The following is a 24,580-nucleotide window of genomic DNA, read 5'->3' as shown; positions in this document are numbered from 1 at the left end:
AATCTTAGCCTTTTGATAGGGTCGATCTGCGATCGCTCTGTCTAATCTAAAAGTATATAGAAAATGCGAGGAAAAGATCATGCCTAGCGGTCATGCAAATCATAAAGGCACAAGCGATAAACCTAATACAAATGCAGCGGGTCAAATGGATATTGCTGCCGATAAATCAATCGATGCCGCCGAAGATGTCTTACCAGAAGGAGCTACAACTAATACAACTAGAACCGATGAATTTGTTGATTATCCTCCTGCATATCAGCGTCCAGAAGAATCAGAATCTAGTCAGGATAAATAAGTGAGTTTATGGCGATCGCAAACTGTTAATTCGTGCAAGATTAACTCAAATTCTTGCCAACTGACGTTGGGAATAGTCACTACACTACCAGGAGCCAGCTGCATTTGGCTAACAGGTTTGACAACAGGAATCGTGGTCGTCATAGGGAAATTGACAGCAGATCGATCGGGGCGAGTTTAGATAGATCTTCACCTAAGTATAGAGATTTTTGGTGAACTCGCCCCTACACTGTATTTTCGCTCTACACTTTAAACTTCTCGACAATCCGTTTCATCGCTTCTTCCACGTTCTCGCGACTGTTGAATGCAGAGATACGGAAGTAGCCTTCACCAGCCGCACCAAATCCCGAACCAGGCGTTCCCACCACATTGCAAACTTGCAGCAGCTTATCAAAGAAATCCCAACTGGATAAACCGTGCGGGGTTTTTACCCAGACATAAGGTGCATTCACGCCGCCATACACTTCTAAACCCGCAGCCATCAGTTGAGTACGGATGATTTTGGCGTTTTCTAGATAAAAATTGACAAGAGCGTTAATTTGTGACTTCCCTGCTTCCGAATAAACTGCCTCAGCACCACGCTGCACGATGTAAGATACACCATTAAATTTAGTGGATTGACGACGATTCCACAATTTCCACAATTCTACATCGGAACCATCAGCAGCCTTTGCCTTGAGGGTTTTGGGTACGACAGTTAAAGCGCAGCGCGTACCTGTAAAGCCAGCATTTTTAGAAAAAGAACGAAATTCGATCGCGCAATCTCTAGCCCCCTCAATTTCATAAATAGAATGGGGTAGATCGGGATCTGTGATGTATGCTTCGTAGGCAGCATCGAAGAAAATTATGGAATTGTTAGCTTTGGCGTAGTTTACCCACGCTTGGAGATGTTCCCGCGTTGCTGTCGCACCTGTAGGGTTGTTGGGGAAACACAGATAAATCAAATCGACTTTTTGAGTCGGAATTTCGGCAGTAAAGTTGTTTTCTGCCGTCACGGGAAGATAGACTAAACCGCCATACTCGCCTTTTTCATTTGCCTCTCCCGTATGTCCAGCCATGACATTCGTATCGACATACACGGGATATACAGGATCGGTAACGGCAATCGTGTTATCTTTGCCAAAAATATCGAGAATGTTGCCCGTATCGCACTTAGAACCATCAGAAATAAAAATTTCTGAAGCGTCAATATCGCATCCTCGCGCTTGAAAATCGTGGCTAGCAATCTTCTCCCGCAACCAAGCATAACCTTGTTCGGGACCGTAGCCTTTAAAAGTAGCGCGATCGCCCATTTCTTCGACAGCTTGAATCATCGCCGCGCGACAAGCTTCTGGTAATGGTTCGGTGACATCGCCAATTCCCAACCGGATAATTTTTGCCTCGGGATTCGCCTCAGCAAATGCATTCACCCGCCGCGCAATTTCAGGAAACAGGTAGCCTGCTTTGAGTTTCAGGTAGTTATCGTTAATCTTTGCCACGATCGATCTCCATGTGTGCCGTAAATAATTTTAAGGGCTGGTGAAAAGTCAAAAGTCAAAAGTTAAAAGTCAAAAGTCAAAATAACTGTTCCCCGTTGCCTGTCTCCTGTTCCCCAGTCACTAATAACTGAGACGACACAAGCGCAGGTTGTTGAGTATTTGCGCGCCTTGTTTTTGGTAAAATTCGATGCCGCGATCGTTGTTGACGTTCACTGTCCATTCTATGCGTCCGCAATCGTTCTCGCTGGCGAGGGTTGATAAGTAGTTGAGTAATGCGGTTCCGACTCTTTGTCCGCGCATATGTGGCTGTACAAATAAATCGTCGAGCCAGATACTCGGTTTACCGAGAAAACTGGAGTAGGTGTAGAAAAATAAGGCAAATGCGATCGCGCTGTTATCAACTTCTGCCAATAATACTCTCGCTAGGGGCGATCGCCCAAATAATGTTGTCTCTAACTGCTGGGGAGTTGCTTGCAGTTCGTCTAGATATCCATCAAATGCTGCTTTTTGACGGATAAACGAAAATACTTGCTCTAAATCCTCAACCGTTGCCAATCGAATTTGAATATTGATATTACTCATCTGATGTATCCATTGCGTACTTACCTGTACTGTAAAAAAGCTTTTTTCATATGTCCAATATATATTTAGTAAAATATTTATATTTTAAATATATAAATATGGGAGTTGGTAGGGGCACACATCTGTGCGCCTATACGGAGTCGGGAGTCGGGACAAGGAAGACACGGAGGATAACTACAACCACCAACCACCAACTACCAATTACCAATTACCAATTACCATCATGGAACTTCGCCACCTGCGCTATTTCATCGCTGTCGCGGAGGAATTAAATTTCAGTCGCGCCGCCGAACGCCTCCATATGGCTCAACCGCCACTAAGTCAGCAAATTCGCGATTTAGAAGCTGAAATTGGAGTCAGGTTATTCGATCGCACTAAACGACGTGTAGAATTGACTGTTGCGGGTCGAGTATTTTTAGAAAAAGTACGACAGTTACTTAGGCAAATCGAGCAAGCTGTGGAAGCAGCACAACGAGCGAGTCGCGGCGAAATTGGACGTTTGAGCTTGGGGTTTAATAGTTCGGCGACATATAGCGTTTTACCCACTTTATTAAAAGCCTTTCGAGAACGATGTCCAGAGGTAGTATTGGATTTACATGAATTGACAACGCCGCAACAAATCTTGCAGTTACAACAACAGCAAATTGATGCGGGTATTCTTTACTTACCAATCGATTTAGAAGAAATAGAGTTAGAAATAGTTTCCGTGTTAAAAGAAGGCATGGCGATCGCAATCCCAGAAACTCATCCTCTCGCTACATCCACTCAAATATCAATTCGAGCCTTGAGTCAAGAATTATTCGTTTTGCCACCTGCCCGTTTAGGTAGTGGACTTTACAATCAAATTAGGCAATTTTTTCAACAGACGGAGTTTAGTCCAATAGCAGTGCAAGAAGCAATACAACTACAAACTAGCATTAGTTTAGTAGCAGGTGGTGTAGGAGTGGCGCTAGTACCGTCTTCTCTACAAAATTTACAGCGAGCCGGGGTGATATATCGATCGCTTATAGAACCAACTCCTGAAATTGAAATTGCTGTAGCATGGCGAAAGGGAGAGCGATCGCCTATTTTGCAGAACTTTATTGAATCCATATACGAACATTTTTCTGTAGAGATGTTACATGTGTAGAGACGTTACATGTGTAGAGACGTTACATGTAACGTCTCTACAGAGAACTTTTGACTTAGCAAAGGTGAGCCGCAGTGAGACAACAAACGATCGCCGAACGCGCTCATGACATTCTCCGCTCCGAGCAGTCGAGCAACCCCCTCAACTCAATTTTTGCTCCCCAGAACGTTGCTGTAATTGGAGCTAGCGAAAAACAAGGTAGTGTCGGACGTACCCTGCTATGGAATCTCATCAGCAATCCCTTTGGGGGAACTGTATTTCCCGTCAATCCCAAACGTCCTAGCGTATTGGGAATTAAAGCTTATCCCACCATTCAAGATGTTCCCGCGCCAGTCGATCTCGCAGTCATAGCTATCCCCGCTCCTAGCGTACCAAGGGCGATTGCAGAATGTGTCGCCGCAGGAGTTAAAGGTGCAATTATTATTTCTGCTGGGTTTAAAGAAGCTGGAGTAGCTGGGATCGAGTTAGAACGGCAAGTGTTAGAACAAGCACGTCGAGGCAATCTGCGAATTGTCGGTCCTAACTGCTTGGGGGTGATGAGTCCGCGTACAGGCTTAAATGCTACGTTTGCTAGCGCGATCGCCCGACCTGGTAATGTTGGTTTCATTAGCCAAAGTGGAGCGCTCTGCACGGCGATCCTCGATTGGAGCAAGCAAGAAAATGTTGGTTTTAGCGCCTTTGTCTCCATCGGTTCCATGCTCGATGTTAATTGGGGCGATTTAATTTACTATCTCGGTGACGATCCTCATACCAAAAGCATCGTCATTTACATGGAGTCTATTGGTAATGCGCGATCGTTCCTTTCGGCAGCTAGGGAAGTTGCACTGACCAAACCAATTATCGTCCTCAAAGCAGGTCGGACGGAGGCAGCAGCAAAAGCAGCGGCTTCCCATACAGGAGCGCTAGCTGGTAGCGATGTGGTATTAGATGCAGCTTTCCGGCGTTCCGGCGTGTTGCAAGTCAACCGGATCTCTGACTTATTTGATATGGCGGAGGTTTTAGCAAAACAACCCCGTCCCAAAGGTCGGCGCTTGACAATTCTGACCAATGCTGGTGGACCTGGGGTACTAACTACCGATGCCTTGATTGCTATGGGGGGAGAACTGTCAGAATTAAGCGAGGAGACTCGCACTGAATTGAATCGATTCCTGCCTACCCACTGGAGCCGCAGCAACCCAATTGACATTTTAGGAGATGCCGAACCCCAGCGTTACACTCAAGCCTTAGAGGTCGCAGCAAAAGACCCAAATAGTGATGGTTTGTTAGTAATCTTAACCCCGCAAGCCATGACTGACCCTACCAAGACGGCAGAAGCATTGAAATCTTATGTAGAGACGTTACCTGTAACATCTCTACAAGATAAACCGATTCTGGCGAGTTGGATGGGCGGTGCAGATGTCATCGACGGGGAAAAGATTCTTAACGATGCTGGCATTCCTACTTATCAATATCCAGATACAGCCGCCCGCGTATTCAGTCTCATGTGGCGTTATAGCTACAATTTGCGGGGAATATATGAAACTCCTGCTCTACCAGTAAATTTAGCAGATAGCAACAGCTGTTCTCTGGTGACACAAATTATTGATACAGCACGACAGCAGGGACGCACGATTTTGACGGAGGTTGAATCTAAGCAAGTGCTAGCTGCTTATGGTATTCCCGTCGTTCCGACTTACATTGCCAGAAGTGAAGCAGAAGCAGTTGAATATAGCGATCGCATTGGATATCCCGTTGTCCTGAAACTCTTTTCCGAAACCATTACCCACAAAACCGATGTCGGCGGCGTGCAGTTAAATTTACCCGATGCCGATGCCGTGCGTTCTGCGTACCACAAAATTGAAAATTCTGTCAACCAATACGTCCAAAATAATCCTCCTCACTCCGGTATGGGCGCACAGCCGTGCGCCCCTATAAAACCCCACGCACCACGCACGACACACCACGCACCACTATTCTTAGGCGTTACCGTTCAACCGATGCTGAAATTGGATGGTTACGAATTGATTATTGGCAGCAGTCTCGATCCACAATTCGGTTCTACGCTGCTATTTGGCTTAGGGGGACAGTTAGTGGAGGTATTTAAAGATCGAGCGATCGCCCTACCTCCCTTAAATACCACTCTGGCACGCCGAATGATGGAACAAACCCAAATTTACAAAGCATTGCAAGGAGTCAGAGGTAGAAAAAGCATCGATCTAGAAGCACTAGAACAACTTTTAGTATTATTCAGTCAACTCGTAGTCGAACAGCGGTGGATTAAGGAGATTGATATCAATCCGTTGCTAGCTCGTCCTGATTCCCTCCTCGCTTTAGATGCGCGGATCGTTTTGCACTCACCGGAAACACCAGAAGATCGGTTGCCGAAACTGGCGATTCGTCCCTATCCCCAGCAGTACGTGAGTCAATGGACGATGAGAGATGGCACGATCGTTACTATTCGTCCGATTCGTCCCGAAGACGAACCTTTAATGGTGCAGTTTCATCAAACTCTATCGGAAGAAAGTGTCTATTTTCGTTATTTTCATTTGATTAAGTTAAGTCAGCGAATCGCACACGAAAGACTAACGCGGATATGCTTTATCGATTACGATCGCGAAATGGCATTAGTCGCGGAGTACCGTCATCCACAAACCTCAACAAGAGAAATATTAGCAGTTGGTCGTCTGAGTAAATTACACGGCTTCAACGAAGCAGAATTTGCTATTTTGGTAGGCGATCGCCATCAGCGACAAGGGTTAGGTACGGAATTATTGAGTCGTCTATTACAAGTCGGTCGCGACGAAAAACTCGATCGCATTACTGGCGAAATTCTCGCCGAAAATCGAGCCATGCAAAAAGTCTGTGAAAAACTCGGTTTCCACCTGCATCGGGCTGCGGATGTCGTCAAAGTGGAATTTGAGCTGTAAATCAGTTATCAGAAGGAGTCGTAAGGGCGGGTTCACCAAAGATCTCTAACTCCGACGAAGATTTCGGGTGAACCCGCCCGTACAGGAGTCAGAAGAATTAAATGAAATTCTTGTCACGCACCACGCACCACTCAACTACCAATTACCAATTACCAATTACCAATTACCAACAACCAATTACCTATCAAGCTGCAAAACTTTATGTATTGCGTCCAATAATTCTTTCGTCGTATAGGGCTTGGGTAAAAATGCTTTGACACCGATTTCGGTTATTTCAGCCATCAGGCTATTCGATGCTAAACCACTCGTAACAATCGCCTTGATTTTAGGATTGAGTTTTTGTAGGGTGCGAGTTGCAGTTAACCCATCCATCAACGGCATCATCACATCCATCAGCACGAGATCGATCTCATACTTACGAGCGGCATAGAGAGCGATCGCCTCAATCCCATCTTTGGCAATCAGAGTCCTGTAATTGTACTCTTCCAAGGAGGTTTGAGTCACCTGTTGGATCGATAGTTCGTCTTCCACAATCAGAATTAACTCGTTGTTACCAGTCAAAAGCGCGAGTTCTGCTGCTGGCTGAGTTTCTGCATCTTCGATCGCAGGTAAGTAGACTTTAAATTGCGACCCTCTTCCCACCTCGCTGTACACCTTGACAAAACCACCGTGGTTTTTCACAATGCCTAACGCAGTGGATAAACCCAGTCCTGTCCCTTTGCCTACTTCTTTAGTCGTGAAAAAGGGGTCAAAAATTCGCTCTAACAGTTCAGATGGAATTCCCGTTCCTGTATCCGAAATCGCGATCGCCACGTAAGAACCCGGGCTAGCTTCTGGATTCATCCGAGTACAGGCTTCATCAACGAGTTTATTTTCAGCTGCAAGCCCGAGAGTTCCACCATTGGGCATGGCATCGCGGGCATTGACGCAGAGATTCATAAATACCTGATGCAGTTGGGTAGCATCGGCAGCAACCGTCCAAAGATTAGCAGTGGGAAAGTCTGTATAAATTTCAATGGTTTTGGGGAAGGTTTGGCGGGCAACGTGCATGACTTCTGACAATATATGTCTGAGTTGCAATGGCACTCGCTTGCCTTCCACCCCACGAGCAAAGACTAAAATTTGCTTAACCAAATCTGCCCCGCGTTTGGCACTGTCTTCGATCAGCTGGAGTAGGTGTCGATCCTGCTCGTCTAGGGGGAGTTTTAGAGATAGCAGTTGAGCGGTTGCCAGAATCGGAGTGAGAATATTGTTGAAGTCGTGGGCAATGCCACTTGCCAGAGTCCCCAGACTTTCCAAACGTTGGGCGTGGCGCAGGGCTGCTTCTGTCAGCTTGCGAGTAGTAATATCTTCCGCAATGCCTACCACGCGGTAAGATGCACCAGAGTCATTTTGAATTGGAAAACCGCGATCGCGAATCCATCGGATCGAGCCATCGGGACGGATAATTCGATACTCTTCATCGTAATGACCTGCTAAAGCCTGCTCGAAGAAGTTCGTTTGAATGCGTTGCCGATCTTCAGGATGAATTGCCTCTAACCATTCCATAAAGTTGGCATACAAACTCTCGCAGGATCGCCCCCAGATACGTTCGTAGGCAGGGCTGACGTAGAGTTGCTGACGCGCTTTGGGGTCTGACATCCAAAACACGCTCTCGGCAATGTTTTCTGCCAATTGACGAAACCGTTCTTCGCTTTCTCTTAATGCCTGTTCTGCGTTATGTCGTTTTTGTCGTTCCTTCGCCTCGCGCAGTTCTCGCTCCACCGCAGGCATTAACCGAGCTAAATTACCCTTGGTGATGTAGTCGTGCGCTCCCGCTTTCATCGCAGCAACAGCAGTTTCTTCGCCAATCGTACCGGAGACAATGATAAACGGTAAATTACGCTGCTGGCTTTGCAATAGTTTTAGGGCATCTGGAGCGCTAAACGCAGGTAGAGTGTAATCGGCAATGACAATATCCCACGACTGGCGATCGAGCGCCGCCTGCATCTGGGCAGCAGTCTCTACCCGCTCGTAATCCACGCTATAGCCGCTCCGCCGCAGTTCCCGCAGCATTAGCAGCATATCGTCTTCCGAATCCTCGACAACTAGAATGCGTAGGTGAAGGTTCATCGCGCTTTCCTAAAGCGGTGGTGGTTCGTTCATCAATAGCCAATACATCCCTAATTGCCGAATTGCCTCGGAAAACTGAAGAAAATCCACGGGTTTGCGAATATAACTGTTGCACCCCAAGCTGTAACTATTGAGCAAATCTCGCTCTTCGCTAGAAGTCGTCAAGACGACCACGGGCAATAGTTTAGTGCGTTCATCTTCCCGTAAACGGCGTAAAACTTCAAGCCCATCGACGCGAGGTAGCTTTAGATCCAACAAAACTACGGTCGGTTTACTGCTGACATCTCGTTGTGCATATATGCCCGTGCCAAACAGGTAGTCCAGGGCTTCGACTCCATCATGGGCGACGACAATATCATTCCCGATGTGATGGCGTTTAAGGGCGCGGATTGCCAATGCTTCGTCGTCAGGATTATCTTCTACGAGAAGAATGACTTTGCGATCGCCATTCCCATTCATGCCTCGACCTCCTCTGCGAAGAGCGTGAAATAAAACGTTGCTCCCCGTGTCAATGCCCCTTCTGCCCACACCCGTCCCCCATGCCGATGCACGATTCGCTGCACTGTAGCAAGTCCAATTCCATTACCGAAAAATTCGTTCATACCATGCAATCGCTGGAACGGTCTAAATAACTTGTCAGCATAAACCATGTCAAAGCCTACGCCATCATCCCGCACAAAGAAAGCGGGAATCCCATTTTCCTGTGCGATCGCCCCAAATTCAATTTTTGCCTGCAACTGCCTAGAGGTAAATTTCCAAGCATTATTCAATAAATTATCTAATAAAACTTCCAGCAGACGGGGATCTCCTTGGACAACTAAACCAGGTTGAACTGCAAACTCCACCTGCCGATCTGGATGAGCCATCTGTAAATCCGTGCAGATACGACTGGCTAATCGGCTCAGAGCGACTGATTCCCTGCTCATCTCGCTGCGAGTAACTCGCGATAGGGTGAGGAGATCGTCAATCAACTGCCCCATCCGCTGGGTAGCGGAGCGGATGCGGTGCAGATAGTCTTGTCCGGTACTATCTAATTGGTCAAGGCAGTCTTCCAGCAATGCCTGGCTAAAGCCGTCAATACTGCGTAAGGGCGCGCGTAGATCGTGGGAGACTGAATAGCTAAAGGCTTCCAATTCCTTATTCACCGCCTTCAGTTCGACGATCGCTTGCTGCAATTCCTGATTCAACTCTTGAGCGCGTTGTTCGGCTTGCTGTCGTTCGACAATCTCTGCCCGTAATTCTGCAAGTAGTTCGGCGTGCTGGAGAGCCACCCCTAGATGATTGGCAATCTGATGGACAAATTCGATCTCGGTTTCCTGCCACTGACGCGGGGCGCGACATTGATGAATGCAGAGCAATCCCCAGAGATTTTGTCCCTGTAGGAGTGGCACGACCAAGTTAGCCCGAACTTGAAATCGGGCGAGGATCTCAATGTGGCAGTCACTCAGCCCAGCGTCGTAGATGTCGGCAACTGCCTGCACCCGTCCCTGTTGGTAATGGATGGCATATCGATCGCCAAAGCAACGATCGTGGACTTTCTGCGCTATGGCTGAGCCAAAATCAGCGGCAACATCCTCAGACACAAATTCTCCATCATTCCAACCAGAATCAGCATAGAAGCGAAACATTCCCACTCGGTCTGCTACCAAAAGTTGACGCACCTCAGTAGCCGTGGCTTGAAAAATCGCTTCAAGATCGAGGGGTTCTCGGAGTCGGGCGATCGCGTTAAACAGGGCTTTCTGCCTTTCTACCTGTAAATTCGCGCGCTCTATTTCTTGCTTTAAAGGTTGAATTTTGTCAATCAGAAGTTGTTGCATCTGCTCGAATGCCGCTTCATCCTTACAGCAAGCGCGCAATCTTGTCAACAATTCTGAGTTCATGAATCACAGTCTGGCGACGCTTCCTGACATTAAGTATATACTGCCGCATTGAACCAGTAACTAGTGAAAAGAATGGGGTGTGGGGTGTAAGAACAAGTCAACTGACAACTTTGTACAGACGTTACATGTAACGTCTGTACGCTGACTGATAACTGTTTGTTAAACTTTCTCTTTAGCTGGTGTGGCAACGCCATATCTGACTAAAAATGTTTCCAGTTGCCGCAAGAATCCAAAATCTGCTTCTGGTAGAGGCGCATTTTGGCTCGTGCGGGGATTTTGTTCTAGGCAAGCAAAAGCCTGTCGGAATTCATAAGGAGTTGTAGCGATCGGTGCGTCAAGGTGACAGCTAATAATCCGCCCGAAATCCCAAGTTGCTACCTTATCTGCCCAGTCTAAAACTTGTTGTGGTGCTTGGGGAAAAATTAGAGTTTGCAAGATTGGAGCGACAAACGGACGACCGTTGCTACGGAGCATATCGAACGATCGCTGCCATCCTGCTTGCCAACGGAACGGGTATAAGCCAAAGTAAGCTTGTCGCGATCGCTCTTTGGCTTTGGCAGCATCGCTTAACATCTGCACCAGTCCTGCTGTTTCCACCGTCCCAGGACGGAAGTAAGTTGCAAACAAGCAAATCCGCTGCCATCCCTTACGGCGATTGGCGGGAGTGTCTTCCATTGCCTCGTCCCCACTATCTCTCGCATGAAACAGCAAAGGATACGGATCTAACTGCAAAAGCGCGGGTGGTTCTTCTGGGATGGAGATGATGGAATCAGTTAATAGCAGAGTGCGCGATCGCTTGTGGAGAAGTGCGACTTCTGCAAAAGACCCCTTGCCTAAGTCCAGATCCAACACGGCATAGTCGAATTCTGCCCCAAAGGGAGCCTGTTTAGAGTTTTCCGGTAGTACTTGAGTGCGTTTTCGGGGAAATCCCAACCACGACAGCGGTAAATTAAGCGGAAAACTCCACTGATTCGGAGCCACGAAAACCTGGGATTGAGGAAAACATCGAGCGAAAGGACCAACAAAAATCTTGTGTTCCAATCCCGAACTGGTAGGCAAAATAATATACTTCACATCACCATACTTTGCCACCAACTCATTCACCATGCGAATGCACTCTTTTGTTGGGGCAACGGGTGCATAGATCAACAAACCACCAGCATTAAGCTTAACAACAGTCATCCGAATCGTGACAACCGCATAGAAAAAGCCCTGAAGCTGGTCGAACGTCCAGATCGTATCCCGCACAACTTCCGTGCAAAGCGTCCGCCGCTTGCCAAATGGATAGAGTGGTAAAGCCAGCCAGAACTGCCACGCCAAATCCTGCGGCTGGGTGCTTGAATGCATGAATCGCTCCTACAGATGTATCCTCAATTACTATTTTGCTGTTTTTTTGTCATTCGTCATTTGTCATTCGTCATTTGTCATTCGTCATTTGTCATTTGTCGCTGCTCCCTACTCGTGCGCTCCCTGCTCCCTGATAACTGCTCAGTGGTGCAAAAAGAAGGAGTAAAACAGATACAGAATTGTAGCTATAAACAAAACGTGGTTGATCCAGTCGTCAAGAGTCCATTTGCGAAACATGGTTTGGTAATGGGTAATTGGTAATGGGTAAGTCAGTAGTTGTAGGGGCGGGTTTAGCAACAGATTCATGGCTTGTGGCAAGAACGCTTCGTCCAAAACCCGCCCGTACAGGAGTCAGAAATCACAATTAATTAACCAACAATGACGAATGACAAATGACAAATCATCTAGCCAATGGTTGCGGCTGTCTGTCTTCTTTAGGCTGAATCTGTTTTGGTTTACTTGGTTTCAAGAAATTTTCTTCCATATTCTTAATGACAACGTACAGCACCGGGACTAAGAACAGACTCAATAGCGTCGAAAATAGGTAGCCGCCGAATAGTGCCGTTCCTAAAGACCAGCGACTCATGGCTCCTGCACCCGCCGCTATGACCAAAGGCCAAAAACCAACTAAACCAGAAATTGCTGTCATCAGAATCGGTCGCAAGCGCTCCTCTGCGGCTCGAATTGCTGCTTTGGTGTAGCTCATACCTAGTTCTGCTGACTGGTTGGCAAATTCTACGATCAGAATTGCGTTTTTACTGGCTAAGCCGATCAGCATCACGAGAGCAACTTGAGCGTAAATGTTATTGTTGACAACAGGCCAAACCGAACCTGCTTGGAGCAAATTGGCACGGAGCAGCAACGCCCCGATCGCGCCTAAAATTGCTAAAGGTACGGTAATCATGATGATGATGGGATCGACGTAGCTTTCGTACTGCGCTGCCAAGACTAAAAACACCATCACAAAGGCTAAACCGAAAATAATCGGGGCAGCACCACCAGAAGCTTTTTCTTGAAAAGCCGTTCCCGTCCAGGCGTAACCGAATCCTGGTTGCAATACTTGCTCTGCTACCTCTTCCATTGCTCTCATCGCTTGTCCGGTACTGTAACCTGGGGCGGGTGCGCCTTGAATGTTAATCGATGGATAAACGTTGTAGTGAGTAATAATTGGTGGATAGGTCATTTGCTCGACTTTCACCACATTACTCAGTGGTACGGAATTCCCATCTACAGAACGGACGTACAAACGACCGATATCGTCGGGATTGGAGCGCGATGTCTCTTCTGCTTGCACTTGCACGCGATACAGTCGTCCGCCGAGGACATATTGGTTGACATATCTCGCCCCCAAATATGTCTGCATCGTATTGAAAATATCGCTTAATTGAACGTTGAGGGCTTTAGCTTGTTCGCGATCGATGGAGATTTCCATCATCGGCGCACCGAAGGTAAATTGAGTAAATACACCCGCTAACTCTGGACGCTTTCTTGCTGCTTCGACCACTTTTTGCGTGTTATCAATTAAAGCTTCCATTGGTAAGGCTTGGCGGTTTTGGATGTACATCTCGAAGCCACCCGTACTCCCTAAACCATCCACTGGTGGTGCGTTGACGGCGATTAGTCTGGCTTCGGGAACGTTTGCTTGCAATTTTTGGTTAATTTGTTGCAGGAGTCCGAAAATTGACTTATCTGCACCGGGGCGTTCTTCCCAATCTTTAAGCTTGACGAAAAACAGCGCTTTGTTGCTAGCATTACCTTGAAAACCAAAGCCCGCATTCCCAACTACGTGTTCGACTTCTGGCAGGGGTTTGATAATCTGGGTAACTTTTTGGACGAGATTAGTGGTGTAATTTAAAGAGACACCCGAAGGAGCTTCGGCGATCGCAAAGAAATAGCCTTGATCTTCTTCGGGAATAAATCCTTGGGGTGTAGTCTGATAAAGCCAACCTGTTGCAATTAAGCCTGCGAGAAAAATTGGGATGACTATCATCCGCAGGCGGATTAGAAATTCTACTGACTTACCATACTGTTCTTTAAACCAGTCAAACCCGCGATTAAACCAGCCAAAAAACCAGCCCAAGGGTCCATGCACCTCCTGCTGTCGTCGCATGATGATGGCTGACATGCTAGGGGAAAAGGTAAGAGCGTTGAAGGTAGAAATAGCGATCGCAAAGGCAATAATTAAGGCAAACTGTCTGTAGACAATTCCCGTCGTGCCTGGAAAGAAGGTCACGGGAATAAATACTGCCATCAGCACCACAGAGGTAGCAATAATTGCCCCAGTCAGTTCTCCCATCGCATCGATCGCAGCTTGCACTGGTCGCATTCCCTGAGATAATTTAGCGGCGATCGCTTCTACAACCACAATCCCATCGTCTACAACTAGACCTGTGGCTAAAATTACCCCGAATAGCGTTAACTGATTCAGGCTAAACCCAAACATAAAAGCAAACGCCATCGCCCCAATTAAGGACACGGGAATTGCCAGGGCGGGAATAATTGTGGTACGCCAGTCTTGGAGGAAAATAAAGATTACCAAAAAGACTAAGGCGATCGCTTCCATTAAAGTTTTAAAGGCTTCATCTAGGGAAGCTGAGACGAACAACGTATTGTCTAAACCAACCGTTGCTTTCAATCCTGGCGGAAAACTTTGCTCTAACTCCGCCATCCTCGCCTTAATTAAGTTGGCTGTATTCCAAGCATTACTTCCAGGCAATTGATAGGCTAATAAAATAACTGAAGGAGCGCCATCAAATAGAGTCGTGGCGCTATAGTCTTGCGCTCCAACTTCAGCGCGACCGACATCTTTGAGCCGCGTTAGCGTCCCGTTTTGACCCACTTGCACGACAATATCTTCAGCCTCTTCGGGAGTCGTAAAGCGACCGATCGCGCGTAAGGCGATTTCATAGTCGTGCTTGGCTTGGGTCGGCTGCTGACCGATTCTACCCGCCCCTACTTGAATGTTTTGCTCGGAAATAGCGTTAATGACATCTTGAGCTGATAAATTTCTCGCAGCCAAGGCATCGGGATTGAGCCAGATCCGCATTGCATATCTTCGTTCGCCAATTATTCTTAAGTTGCCTACGCCCTCGATCCGTTTGATTTCATCAAAAATCAGGCGATCGACATAATTACTAATAAATACGTTGTCGTAGATATAGTTACCTTGCTCGTTTTTCTCTGAATAAAAGGCATAAGCAATAGTAATTGTTGGAGATTGTTTTTGCGTAACAACACCCGTGCGATTTACCTCTTCTGGTAGTTCTGCTTCAGCTACGGCAACGTTGTTTTGAACGAGGACTTGAGCGGTATTTCTGTCCATCTCCGTGGGAAAGGAGACGTTAATGGTCGTGTCACCATTATTCGTTGTCTGAGAGGACATATATACAGCCCGCTCAGTACCGTTGATCTGTCGTTCTAGTACGGTGGTAACGTTTTCTTCTGTGGTTTTGGCATCGCTACCGAGATAATTTGCTGTCACGGTAACTTGTTTTAATGCCATTTCTGGGAGTTTATCTAAGGGCAATAGCGGAATGCAAATTGCTCCTAGTAAAAGGATAACCACGGTACAGACTGTCGTTAAGACTGGTCGCCTAATGAATGTATTGGCAATGCTCAGTAACATAGATCCTGAGTTCGATTAATGTTTTGGGCAAACGGTACAGATAGGAACGATCGAGAAAACAGTAGGTAAGCCTTTAAATCAGTTGTCAGTTATCAGTGTAGAGACGTTACATGTAACGTCTGTTATCAGTTATCAGTTATCAAGAAAGAGTGGTGCGTGGTCACTGGTCACTGGTCGCTGGTCACTGTTAAAGATCGGTAGTTCCAGTCAGATTGCGATCGCGAACGATGGGAACGAATCTATGAGGATTTATTGTGAGAATTTAATTTATAGCTATAAGCGAACAGAGTACCATTTTCCTGCCGAAAAATACTACCCCTTGATGATTTTTGGCGGGTGCATTTAACTTAGTTTAAGTAAATTCATTAAATTTAATATTTAATTGCAAAAGCGATCGCATCTTAAGTGCGAGTTTATAGGCTTAGAGTAGGCAAATTTTCTGTCTGTTTTGCAACAGTTATCCGATAAATAGAAAAATTTACAAGCATGATTTTGTGTCACGCATCAGCCGTAGGCGAAGCGTAGCGTTAGGCGCAAAGACGCAAAGCGGCTTCTCGTGGAGTAGACGCAAAGAAGAACACAAAGGGATTTTTATGTGAGGTGTCACAAATTTAGTAATGCGATAATTCCAAATGCTACGATGACGATACCTGAAAGGCGATTGACCCAGTTCAAATTCAGTTTTGTCTTTGCTAGCGTGACGGTAGTACTCAATAGCAGCCACCACAGTGCAGAGCCGCAAAAAACTCCAATTACTAGGAGGATTGCTGATAGGTAATTTTGTTTGATGCTGGCTAAGCCTAATCCAGAAAAAATAGCTGCAAAAGCTAAGATTGTTGCAGGATTTGTCAGTGTGAGCATCCATGTTGAAGTATAAACTCTAGTAAGAGTGTTGCCTCTGGTGGATGCCGCAGTTTCAGATGGCATACTAATAAATGTTTTGACCCCCAAGTAGCACAGGAAAGCACCGCCAACCAACCGCAGCCAAAACTGTTGTTCGATTAAGAAGTTAGTGACGAAGGTAAGTCCAAATGCAGCCACACAACCATACATTGCATCTGCTGTTGCTGCGCCTAAACCAGCTACAAATCCATGTAGCCAACCGAATGCAAGTGACTGGCGAATGCAGAGGATACCAATGGGTCCTACAGGTGCGGCGATCGCCAAGCCAATTGTTAGTCCCCGTAGTAGTAAGTTAATTTCCATAAGATTAGTAAGTCGTAAGTCGTAAATCGTAAGAAAGAATTAACTGGTCGCTGGTCGCTGATAATTGACCCATCTCGAAAGGCTAATCGAGCAACTTAGTCACTACGGACAAACAACAACCTCAATCGTGCTTTCTTCACCAATTAAAAGAGTAGGGAGCAGGGACGAGCTGGGACGAGCTGGGAGCAGAGGCGCAGAGGGGTAGAGGAGCAACTACCAACTACCAACTACCAATTACCAATTACCAATTACCAATCAATACCCATGTACTATAACAGTTGACTTTTACCGTAAAATAAAGCATGTAACGCGATCGCGCTTGTTACAACAGTGTAGCTGTGCAACTCTTCTTGCATATAATTAGGTTATGGCGAAATATACTCTCCCTCAAGCTCCAGAAGTTGTCCTGAATGTCTCTGGTAAAGATTCAGCCAAAGCTCGCGATAAAGCGATGGATCGGCTGATGGAACTAATCGATGCTGGGGAACTACCCACCGATTTAGCGGAGGGATTTAGTTCGCAGCAATTGATTGAAGTCAAAGAACAGCCGATGGATAATCTCAGTAGCGATGAGGATGCAATTACCCAAGCCGTACAGATACTTAATAACTTAGCTACCTTAAAGCTGAAGGTACAAGAATCTCGCACGGAGGCGTTGGAAATTCGTAAAGCGGTTGACGTGCTATTTACCGATAAATCTGTCAGTGATGAAGAAATCGCTCGATTGAAGGAAGGATTTAAAGTACTAAAAACTTTTGCTCAAGCAAATGTCCGCTATCAGGAAGCAAAAGCTAAAGCAGAAGAAGCGCGAAAAGTGCTAGACGAAGCTTTAAAATCTAACTGAAGTTTTCAGATGTTGCGCGAATAGAGTTTGCAGAACTACACAGACGAAACCTGTTGAAACAGGTTAATACTTGTTTTCAATTGGCATAAGCAGACTGAGTTTGTGTAGTTGCAGATTTTAACCTGTTAGCAACTGTTTCTGCTAACAATTTATGGGCAGCAGTAGAGGGATGGATATCATCCCAAAATAAATATTTATCTGGGTTGGGACAAACCATATATTGGCTAAGTTCGCCATTTAAACAGGTATTCATAACATTGAGAAAGCCAAATTTAGTTGGCTCGTTCATAACTCGATTAAATAGATCGTTGACATCATAATAAATAAGATTGGATTCAGATTTAAGCTGTTGCTGTAAGTTTTTCAAAGCATTAGCTAGTTGAGAGTTATGCTTGTGAGTTAGTTGGCTCAGTACTTCAGATTGTTGGGTATTGCGCGTTCCTGGTAGTTTACCTAAATCTGGCAAATTAACCACTAAAATATTTTTTGCGCCAATTTGAACCAGTGATTTGACAGCTTCAACTGAATTATTAACTGGTCGATCTGTGTCATTTCCACCTCCCAAATAATCATTTGCTCCAGCCCAGATTATGTATAAAGCATTATTAGAGGTAGAGGAATGACTAGCCCGATAGCGATCGATTTGTGCTAGCAATCCTAGTGGAACTTCCTGTGAATTGCCTGTGGTAGCGCCACCGTAAGCAAAATTAGTATCGGGATTAGCGTTTAATTTCAATTGTTGAGCGAGATATTCCGTCCAAACTAAACCATCTGCATATCTGCCGCGAAAATAAGGTGGACTGGGTGGAAATTGTCCTTGGGAAGCTTTAAACACATTGCCAGGATCGGAAAGGCTATCGCCAAAAACATAAATTTGGGCGACATTTTGCGTTCGAGCCGCATTAGATAATTGAAATAGAGCGGCAGCGATCGCACTTATCGTGGCAATTAATACAATTTTGCGGAACATAGGAGTGAGGGGTGAGGAGCGAGGAGCGAGGAGTGAGGGGTTAGGGGTTAGGATAATGATAACGATCGGTAACTCCCAACAACTACCAATTACCAACTACCCGCTACTAACAATCATGTCCGATTCTCTATCTCATTCCAATTCTCCGACGCTGCGCGATCGCTACTTGGCGTTGATAGATCAGATCGTACAAATTACCCTGAAAGGGCAAATTCGTTCTAAAGAGCAAGTTTATCAAATGCTAGCGCAACAAGTCGTTCCCGGTACGGCAGAGATTTTCGAGCGCTGTTTGGACGAACGCACGATGGAGATCGAACATGAGATCGAGACGGTAAAGGATGAATTAAAGCAAGCGAAAGCGACTCGTTCCCAAAGAGCGATCAAAACGATCGCTAGCGAATGGGAACGCGCCGCCGCTCAAAATCGAGCCGCTAGCGCGATCGCTAAAGCAGCGGAACAGATCGGCGCTTCCGAACCAGCCTACTTACTTGCCGATTTATTACAAGTTATCGATCCAAATCAAAAGCAAGCACTGACAATCGCCCAACTCAAACAATTAGCTGCGGTTTTAAAACAACAAGCAACTGCAATCGAGTCAGAAATGGCGACGGAGGTGCAACAAGTTGCGATGGGGATCGATCGCGGCTTGCAGTCTTGGCAGCATTTAGAAGGATATTTAGTCAGCTGGGTATACGATGGGGGGCAAAGCGCGATCGGATTTGAGAACGTACCAGGACAACGCGGACCTTGGGCGCTGTGGGCAAAACAGGTTAATAGTCCGATTCCACAAGCATTATTTCAAACTCTGGCTCTAGAGCGATCGCTATTAGAATGGACGACTCAGCAATATTTCCATCTCGATGATTGGGTGGAAATGGCGCTGATTTTGCAGTTTTTGCAACGGGGACTCGTTGGGTGGACGGAACAGCGAATTTATGATGCCAAGCTGGGGTCAAGTCTAGCAATTTCTTGCTTTCTCACGTTTGCAGCAGTTTGGGGTGAGTTAGCGAATGGCTTCATGCAAGCAACTAGCCTCAATTCCAGCCATCGCGAACGGCTAGCGGATGGTTGTTTTCAGATTGCACTGCAAATTTTACGCGCTTTTGCTCAAAAGCAATACTTTCCCCTCTACGGTGGTGTTTTTGCTTCATTCAATGGCGGACACTTACAATCTGCTCTCGACTATTTAGATTTACCTTTACGACAAGTCGAAGGAACTCAGGAAAAAGCCCGAATTTTGACACTTTTAGGTTATTCTCAGCAGGCTGTAGGAAATTATCACCAAGCAACCCAGTTTTACGATCGCGCTTTGGAAATTGCCCGTGCTGCGGAGGATGTACCTTGTGAAATTGCCGATTTAAATCATCTCAGCCGAATTTGCGTGGCTAAGAAACAGTATGCAGAGGCAATTGATTACAGCCAGCGGGCGCTACTTCTCAGTCGCCAAGTGGGAGACAAATTAGGTGAAGCCAATGCTTTAGCAAATTTGGGTTACAGTGAGGTGTATTCGGCTCAGGCTATAGAAAGATTGGAACCAGAAGTTTATGAAATGGCGATCGGTTATTTACAACAAGGATTGAAGCTATCTCAACAGTTAAATGACAGACAAAGCTTATCATTATGTTGCAGTAGCCTTGGTGCAGCGCATTTAGTTTTATCTCAACCCCAAGCGGCGATCGATTATCTTCAATCTGGATTTCAAGCCGCTCAAGCTTCCGGCGATTTGTATCTTCAAGGACTCAACTTAGTTAACTTAGCAGAAGCATATTATGGCTTACAACAGACAGAAAAAGCGATTTATGTTGGTTGTATAGGTATGTATATGTTAGAGCGTATAGCTTCTCCTGAGTGGCGACAAGCAGCAGGTTTGTTGACTATACTACAAGGGCAAATGGGACAGGATGCTTTTCAAAAAGTATTGGCACAATATCGACCGCAATTTATGACGGCGATCGGTGTAGATGGTTACGATTACATTCCGCAATTATTAGCAAATTACCGTTAATTCCATCAAGAACAAATATTATGAAACATGAAAAAATTTATTCTTTTGTGTTTAATTACTGTGAGTTTGGTGTTGGCGATCGCCAGTTGCAATCCTAACACTTCTGAGGCTAACGGTGAGATTGTCGTTGCTTCCAAAAATTTTACTGAACAAAATATTTTAGGCGAACTATTAGCGCAACAAATTGAATCTGCAACTGGACTAAAAGTCGCTCGTCGTCTAGATTTAGGAGGAACGTTTGTTTGCCATCAAGCAATGCTCGCCGGACAAGTTGATGCTTATATCGAATATACGGGAACGGCATTTACAACTATTTTAAAACAAAAGCCAATTAGCGATCCAAAAGCTGTTTATCAACAAGTGAAATCTGGCTACGACGAGCAGTTTCAATTAGAAGTTGCCCCAGCTTTAGGGTTTGAAAATACCTTTGCCATGATTATTCGCGGCGAAGATGCACGCGAGTACAATCTTCGCACTCTCTCGCAAGCTACCCAATATGCACCCCAGTGGCAAGCTGGCTTCGGCTATGAATTTATCAGCCGCGAGGATGGGTTTCCAGGATTAGCAAAAACCTACGATCTGAAGTTAAATAAACCACCTCGCGTGATGGATTTGGGGTTAATTTATCGGGCAATAATTGATAAACAAGTAGATATAGTTGCAGGGAACTCTACTGATGCTCAAATCGCCCGTTTAGATTTAACGATTCTGCAAGATGATAAGGGTTACTTTCCCCCCTATGAAGCAACTCCCATCGTGCGACAGGCAACTTTGAAAAAGTATCCCAAACTACGTCCGGCGATCGCACAACTAGGTGGAAAGATTAATGAAGAGGAAATGCGCAATTTAAATTATCAAGTCGAAGGTGAATTTCGCGATATTAAAGAAGTCGTGCGTGAATTTTTAACTGCGAAAGGTTTAGGCAAACTGTAATGGCTATCTTCTGACAAATGACAATTAAAATTAGGACAATTACGCCCTTAATCAAACTCGGCGCGATCGCATTGTTCGTGGCTGGTGATAGCGTATTGACGCAGACACTACCCTTACCTAATAATTTAATCTCCTTCAACTCTGAAATGGGAGAACAATTATTACTACAAAGTAAAGCACGGGAAGATTTTTGGGATTTAAGTACGCAGTACGTTACCCAAAATACTCAATCATATTGTGGGGTTGCCAGTATAGTAATGGTATTAAATGCCCTCTCAATTCCCGCTCCCATTGCTCCTGAATATACACCTTATCGAGTATTTACCCAGGCAAACTTTTTTAATAACGCATCAACTAAAAAAGTTCTTGCACCTGAAGTTGTTGCCCGTCAAGGTATGACTTTAGAACAGTTAGGTCAGCTACTTGCTAGCTATGGTGTAGAAGCTAAAGTTTATCATAGTACTAATACTAATATAGAGCAGTTTCGTCAGCTCGTAATACAGAATTTACGCCAAGAAAATAACTTTGTTTTAGCTAATTACTTGCGACGCAAAATTGGACAAGAAAGAGGCGGACATATTTCTCCTCTCGCCGCCTATAACCAACAAACAGATCGATTTTTAATTCTCGATGTTTCGCGCTATAAATATCCTCCAGTATGGGTAAAAGCAGCGGATTTGTGGCAAGCAATGGATACAGAAGATCGGGTTTCAGGTAAGACGCGGGGATTTGTATTGGTGAGTCAGAAAGTTAAAAGTTAAAAGTCAAAAGTTAAATAAGACTCGATCCCCCCCCCTTAAAAAGGGCGGCTAGGGGGGATCTTCGAGGATCTAATACTTTTAACTGAACCGTATTGAGCGATCGCTTATAGAACCCATTTGAGATCTATACAGGAGGGCAATCGAATTTGGCTGAACTACGAGCTAAGTTACAAATTTTATAGATCGATCGTCAGGATTTTTTTCTTGCTTTTTTTGTCGCTCAACACGACTGTATTGTAGGGTGATGTATCCGTTCCCAGCGGAATTGGCAGCCTAAAACTGGGGCTTTTACGATCGAGTTCGCCTAAATCAATGCTTTTCCTTATATCGCCATCTGTTGCCAGATAAGCGGTAAGTTCGCCTTTATAATCTTCGATTAAAAAGTTTCTAAAGAAAACGACTTTCCCACCCTCAGGATCTATACCAAGGATGACCGTACCGCTGAAAGTTGCGTCTTTTCGTTCTTCATCAACCGTTGCCATTGTGATTTCCGAGGGGTCTTGACCGGACATATCTGCCATAAACTTTTTCCTAGGCGAATTCTCAACAATTGAAAATGATTTTACCTAACGCTATGGGCGATCGCAAAACTCTCAGGACGTATTTCTGCATCGGTCTTGCAAATGTATAGAACCCATTTGACATCTTTACAATGTTGAATTAGGGGATCTACAGCTTTCTAATGCAGCTGTGATGCCGTATTCCAGCAGTCTAACCGATGCCGAATGGGAAATTCTCGAACCTCTGTTGCCCCAGATCTTGCCGCAGAAGAAACGCACGCGACCGAGAGACTGGACAATGCGGCAAATCCTTGATGGCATCTTCTATGAACACAAGAATGGTTGCAAGTGGGAAGACTTACCCGAAGACCTACCGCCCTATTCCACCGTCTATTGGTATTACAAGCAGTGGCGGGTAGCAGGTGCAATCGAGCAACTGATGCAGACGTTACACCAACGGGTTCGAGCACAGGTAAAAAAAAACCGAAGTGGACTCGATTGATTATCATTGACTCTCAGGCTGTGAAAAATACCTGTAATGCCAGTGTGGAGTCGGGCATGATTTTGCTTTTACAAAGCGACGAATGGCATCAAGCGTCATCTAGCTGTGGATATCCTAGGCTTTCCCTTCTTCACGCATTGCACTGCGGCAAATGTTTGCGATGATGCCGGATTAGTGGAGATGCTGACCTTAAATATCGACTATTTCCAGTCCAAACCGGTCAATATTCCCAAAATCACCCTTTTGTTAGACCACGGATACCACATCGACGTTCTGACTGCAAAGCTTAAAAAAGTGTACCCCCAGATCGTGACGAAAATTCGGTTCCAACTGTGCAAGAAACCTTCGAAACAAGAGAAGGCAGAACAGGGAAAATCGGGTTTTGTTCCGGTCGCCGCCCGTTGGGTAGTGGAACGCTCCAATGCGTGGATGGAGCGTTGCAAAAGTCTGGTGAAAAACGAAGAAGCGAACTCTGGAGCATGCCACCACCAAAATCAACCTTTGCTTTGTTAGGTTAATGCTGAAGCGGCTTGCCGCCCCTTCTTAAGATCTCAAATGGGTTCTATAGGCTTTTCCACTTGTCATTGTGGCAGAAGCGCGATCGCTATGCGCGAATATTACTGACTCGCAATTTTTTATTGACTGATGATTCAGTCTAAAGTAAGTTAGTAGTATCGCAACAATAAGCAAAAACAGCGCTCTCAGCTACTAGCAAGGCGTTGAGGTACAGGAGGTCAAAATGGATTTGCATTACGAAATTCAAGGAAAGGGCGATCCGGTCGTCCTGCTGCATAGTGGCGGAGTCGATTCGCGTGACTGGCAGTTTATCGCCCCACAGTTGGCTCAAACTCATCAAGTCATTACTTACGACCAACGCGGTACTGGCAAGTCATCGCCACGGCTCGAACCTGTAAATCATGTTGAGGATTTCAGACGGCTACTAGACTCTTTGGAAATCGACAAAGCAGTTTTAGTTGGTCATTCGATTGGCGGACAAATTGCCACCGATTTTACTCTAGACAATCCAGAACGAGTCACCAAACTCGTGCTTGTCGCTCCTGGGTTGACGGGTTTTCAATTCTCACCAGAATTCGATCGCTATGTCCAAGCAATTTGGGCAGCAGTTCCAGATGTAGAGAAAATGCTTGATGTGACTTTGAACTCTCCAGTGTATGCCGTCCACGCGATCGTGAACAGCCCGCAGCGCGATCGCTTTTACCAAATAAAACATCACAATGTTTTAAGAGCGTTTGAATGGAAAAACTTCGACCAAGTTTGGAGGCAACCACCCGCGATCGAACGGCTAAATGAGCTAAAATCCAAAACGCTATTCATCATCGGCACTCAAGACAGTGAAGACTGCTTCCGTATCGCTAAATTTTTCAAACAAGTTCCCGACATTCGCTTTGCCCAAATTGAAGGCGCAGACCATATACCCACGCTGACACATCCGCAAGAGGTATATCATCTCATCACTCAATTCCTGAGCGAGTCACAATATTAATA

General features: G+C 45.6%; 19 protein-coding genes and 2 pseudogenes. 10 read left to right on the top strand and 11 right to left on the bottom strand.

Annotated features, from left to right (window positions below; all coding sequences use genetic code 11):
* Nucleotides 1-79: 79 nt before the first annotated feature.
* The gene (locus CHRO_RS11870; RefSeq protein ID WP_015154456.1) at nucleotides 80-295 is read left to right on the top strand and encodes a hypothetical protein; all 216 of its coding nucleotides are present in this window, start codon (nucleotides 80-82) and stop codon (nucleotides 293-295) included.
* A 26-nt stretch (nucleotides 296-321) separates the two neighbouring features.
* On the opposite strand, the pseudogene CHRO_RS32100 reads toward CHRO_RS11870, so the two are convergent.
* From CHRO_RS32100 to CHRO_RS11860, 3 genes and pseudogenes are all read right to left on the bottom strand, one after another.
* Nucleotides 322-438 (bottom strand): annotated as a pseudogene (locus tag CHRO_RS32100) (Uma2 family endonuclease); the annotation flags it as partial.
* Between the two features lie 98 nt (nucleotides 439-536).
* Nucleotides 537-1,772 carry an LL-diaminopimelate aminotransferase gene (locus CHRO_RS11865; RefSeq protein ID WP_015154454.1) on the bottom strand — a complete coding sequence of 412 codons (1,236 nt, stop codon included), beginning with the start codon at nucleotides 1,770-1,772 and terminating at the stop codon, nucleotides 537-539.
* Between the two features lie 120 nt (nucleotides 1,773-1,892).
* A complete protein-coding gene (locus CHRO_RS11860) occupies nucleotides 1,893-2,354 on the bottom strand; it encodes a GNAT family N-acetyltransferase (protein ID WP_015154453.1) in 462 nt (153 codons plus the stop codon).
* Nucleotides 2,355-2,478: 124 nt separating this feature from the next.
* On the opposite strand from CHRO_RS11860, the gene CHRO_RS11855 reads away from it, so the two are divergent.
* Both CHRO_RS11855 and CHRO_RS11850 read left to right on the top strand, forming a co-directional pair.
* Nucleotides 2,479-3,483: a LysR substrate-binding domain-containing protein gene (locus CHRO_RS11855; RefSeq protein WP_015154452.1), complete on the top strand. Its 1,005-nt coding sequence runs from the start codon at nucleotides 2,479-2,481 to the stop codon at nucleotides 3,481-3,483.
* A 74-nt stretch (nucleotides 3,484-3,557) separates the two neighbouring features.
* Nucleotides 3,558-6,389 carry a bifunctional acetate--CoA ligase family protein/GNAT family N-acetyltransferase gene (locus CHRO_RS11850; RefSeq protein ID WP_015154451.1) on the top strand — a complete coding sequence of 944 codons (2,832 nt, stop codon included), beginning with the start codon at nucleotides 3,558-3,560 and terminating at the stop codon, nucleotides 6,387-6,389.
* 177 nt (nucleotides 6,390-6,566) lie between these two features.
* Here CHRO_RS11850 and CHRO_RS11845 read toward each other — a convergent pair whose 3' ends face one another.
* From CHRO_RS11845 to CHRO_RS11820, 6 genes are all read right to left on the bottom strand, one after another.
* A complete protein-coding gene (locus CHRO_RS11845) occupies nucleotides 6,567-8,501 on the bottom strand; it encodes a hybrid sensor histidine kinase/response regulator (RefSeq protein ID WP_015154450.1) in 1,935 nt (644 codons plus the stop codon).
* Nucleotides 8,502-8,510: 9 nt separating this feature from the next.
* Nucleotides 8,511-8,960 carry a response regulator gene (locus CHRO_RS11840; RefSeq protein ID WP_015154449.1) on the bottom strand — a complete coding sequence of 150 codons (450 nt, stop codon included), beginning with the start codon at nucleotides 8,958-8,960 and terminating at the stop codon, nucleotides 8,511-8,513.
* Nucleotides 8,957-10,381 (bottom strand): GAF domain-containing protein, encoded by a 1,425-nt coding sequence (locus CHRO_RS11835; protein ID WP_015154448.1) that lies wholly within the window; start codon nucleotides 10,379-10,381, stop codon nucleotides 8,957-8,959. Before CHRO_RS11835 ends, CHRO_RS11840 begins: the two co-directional genes overlap by 4 nt.
* A 159-nt stretch (nucleotides 10,382-10,540) precedes the next feature.
* Nucleotides 10,541-11,728, bottom strand: a complete 1,188-nt coding sequence (locus CHRO_RS11830) for a DUF4336 domain-containing protein (protein ID WP_015154447.1) — start codon at nucleotides 11,726-11,728, stop codon at nucleotides 10,541-10,543.
* Nucleotides 11,729-12,128: 400 nt separating this feature from the next.
* Nucleotides 12,129-15,353, bottom strand: a complete 3,225-nt coding sequence (locus tag CHRO_RS11825) for an efflux RND transporter permease subunit (protein WP_015154446.1) — start codon at nucleotides 15,351-15,353, stop codon at nucleotides 12,129-12,131.
* A 603-nt stretch (nucleotides 15,354-15,956) separates the two neighbouring features.
* Nucleotides 15,957-16,559 carry a LysE family translocator gene (locus CHRO_RS11820; RefSeq protein WP_015154445.1) on the bottom strand — a complete coding sequence of 201 codons (603 nt, stop codon included), beginning with the start codon at nucleotides 16,557-16,559 and terminating at the stop codon, nucleotides 15,957-15,959.
* A gap of 367 nt (nucleotides 16,560-16,926) precedes the next feature.
* Between CHRO_RS11820 and CHRO_RS11815 the strand changes: the two genes are divergently transcribed.
* Nucleotides 16,927-17,403 carry a hypothetical protein gene (locus tag CHRO_RS11815; protein WP_015154444.1) on the top strand — a complete coding sequence of 159 codons (477 nt, stop codon included), beginning with the start codon at nucleotides 16,927-16,929 and terminating at the stop codon, nucleotides 17,401-17,403.
* A 76-nt stretch (nucleotides 17,404-17,479) separates the two neighbouring features.
* Here the strand turns inward: CHRO_RS11815 and CHRO_RS11810 are convergent, their stop codons facing one another.
* Nucleotides 17,480-18,373 (bottom strand): SGNH/GDSL hydrolase family protein, encoded by an 894-nt coding sequence (locus CHRO_RS11810; RefSeq protein ID WP_015154443.1) that lies wholly within the window; start codon nucleotides 18,371-18,373, stop codon nucleotides 17,480-17,482.
* Between the two features lie 115 nt (nucleotides 18,374-18,488).
* On the opposite strand from CHRO_RS11810, the gene CHRO_RS11805 reads away from it, so the two are divergent.
* Genes CHRO_RS11805 through CHRO_RS11795 form a run of 3 tightly spaced genes read left to right on the top strand, consistent with a single transcriptional unit; the run spans nucleotide 18,489 to nucleotide 22,072 of the window.
* Nucleotides 18,489-20,378 (top strand): tetratricopeptide repeat protein, encoded by a 1,890-nt coding sequence (locus CHRO_RS11805; RefSeq protein ID WP_015154442.1) that lies wholly within the window; start codon nucleotides 18,489-18,491, stop codon nucleotides 20,376-20,378.
* Nucleotides 20,379-20,405: 27 nt separating this feature from the next.
* Nucleotides 20,406-21,311, top strand: a complete 906-nt coding sequence (locus tag CHRO_RS11800) for a glycine betaine ABC transporter substrate-binding protein (protein WP_015154441.1) — start codon at nucleotides 20,406-20,408, stop codon at nucleotides 21,309-21,311.
* A gap of 17 nt (nucleotides 21,312-21,328) precedes the next feature.
* Nucleotides 21,329-22,072, top strand: coding sequence for a phytochelatin synthase family protein (locus tag CHRO_RS11795; RefSeq protein ID WP_015154440.1), 744 nt, complete (start codon nucleotides 21,329-21,331; stop codon nucleotides 22,070-22,072).
* 176 nt (nucleotides 22,073-22,248) lie between these two features.
* Here CHRO_RS11795 and CHRO_RS11790 read toward each other — a convergent pair whose 3' ends face one another.
* Nucleotides 22,249-22,593: a hypothetical protein gene (locus CHRO_RS11790; protein WP_015154439.1), complete on the bottom strand. Its 345-nt coding sequence runs from the start codon at nucleotides 22,591-22,593 to the stop codon at nucleotides 22,249-22,251.
* A gap of 172 nt (nucleotides 22,594-22,765) precedes the next feature.
* Here CHRO_RS11790 and CHRO_RS11785 point away from each other — a divergent pair, with 172 nt between their 5' ends.
* From CHRO_RS11785 to CHRO_RS11775, 3 genes and pseudogenes are all read left to right on the top strand, one after another.
* Nucleotides 22,766-23,074: a transposase gene (locus CHRO_RS11785; RefSeq protein ID WP_015154438.1), complete on the top strand. Its 309-nt coding sequence runs from the start codon at nucleotides 22,766-22,768 to the stop codon at nucleotides 23,072-23,074.
* Nucleotides 23,071-23,621: pseudogene (locus CHRO_RS11780) on the top strand (transposase). The gene CHRO_RS11785 and the pseudogene CHRO_RS11780 overlap by 4 nt, the downstream one beginning before the upstream one ends.
* A gap of 192 nt (nucleotides 23,622-23,813) precedes the next feature.
* Nucleotides 23,814-24,578 (top strand): alpha/beta fold hydrolase, encoded by a 765-nt coding sequence (locus tag CHRO_RS11775; protein WP_015154437.1) that lies wholly within the window; start codon nucleotides 23,814-23,816, stop codon nucleotides 24,576-24,578.
* Nucleotides 24,579-24,580 lie beyond the last annotated feature (2 nt).

The sequence above is a fragment of the Chroococcidiopsis thermalis PCC 7203 genome, from assembly GCF_000317125.1.
GTDB lineage: Bacteria > Cyanobacteriota > Cyanobacteriia > Cyanobacteriales > Chroococcidiopsidaceae > Chroococcidiopsis > Chroococcidiopsis thermalis.
This window is presented reverse-complemented; position numbering and strand designations above follow the sequence as displayed.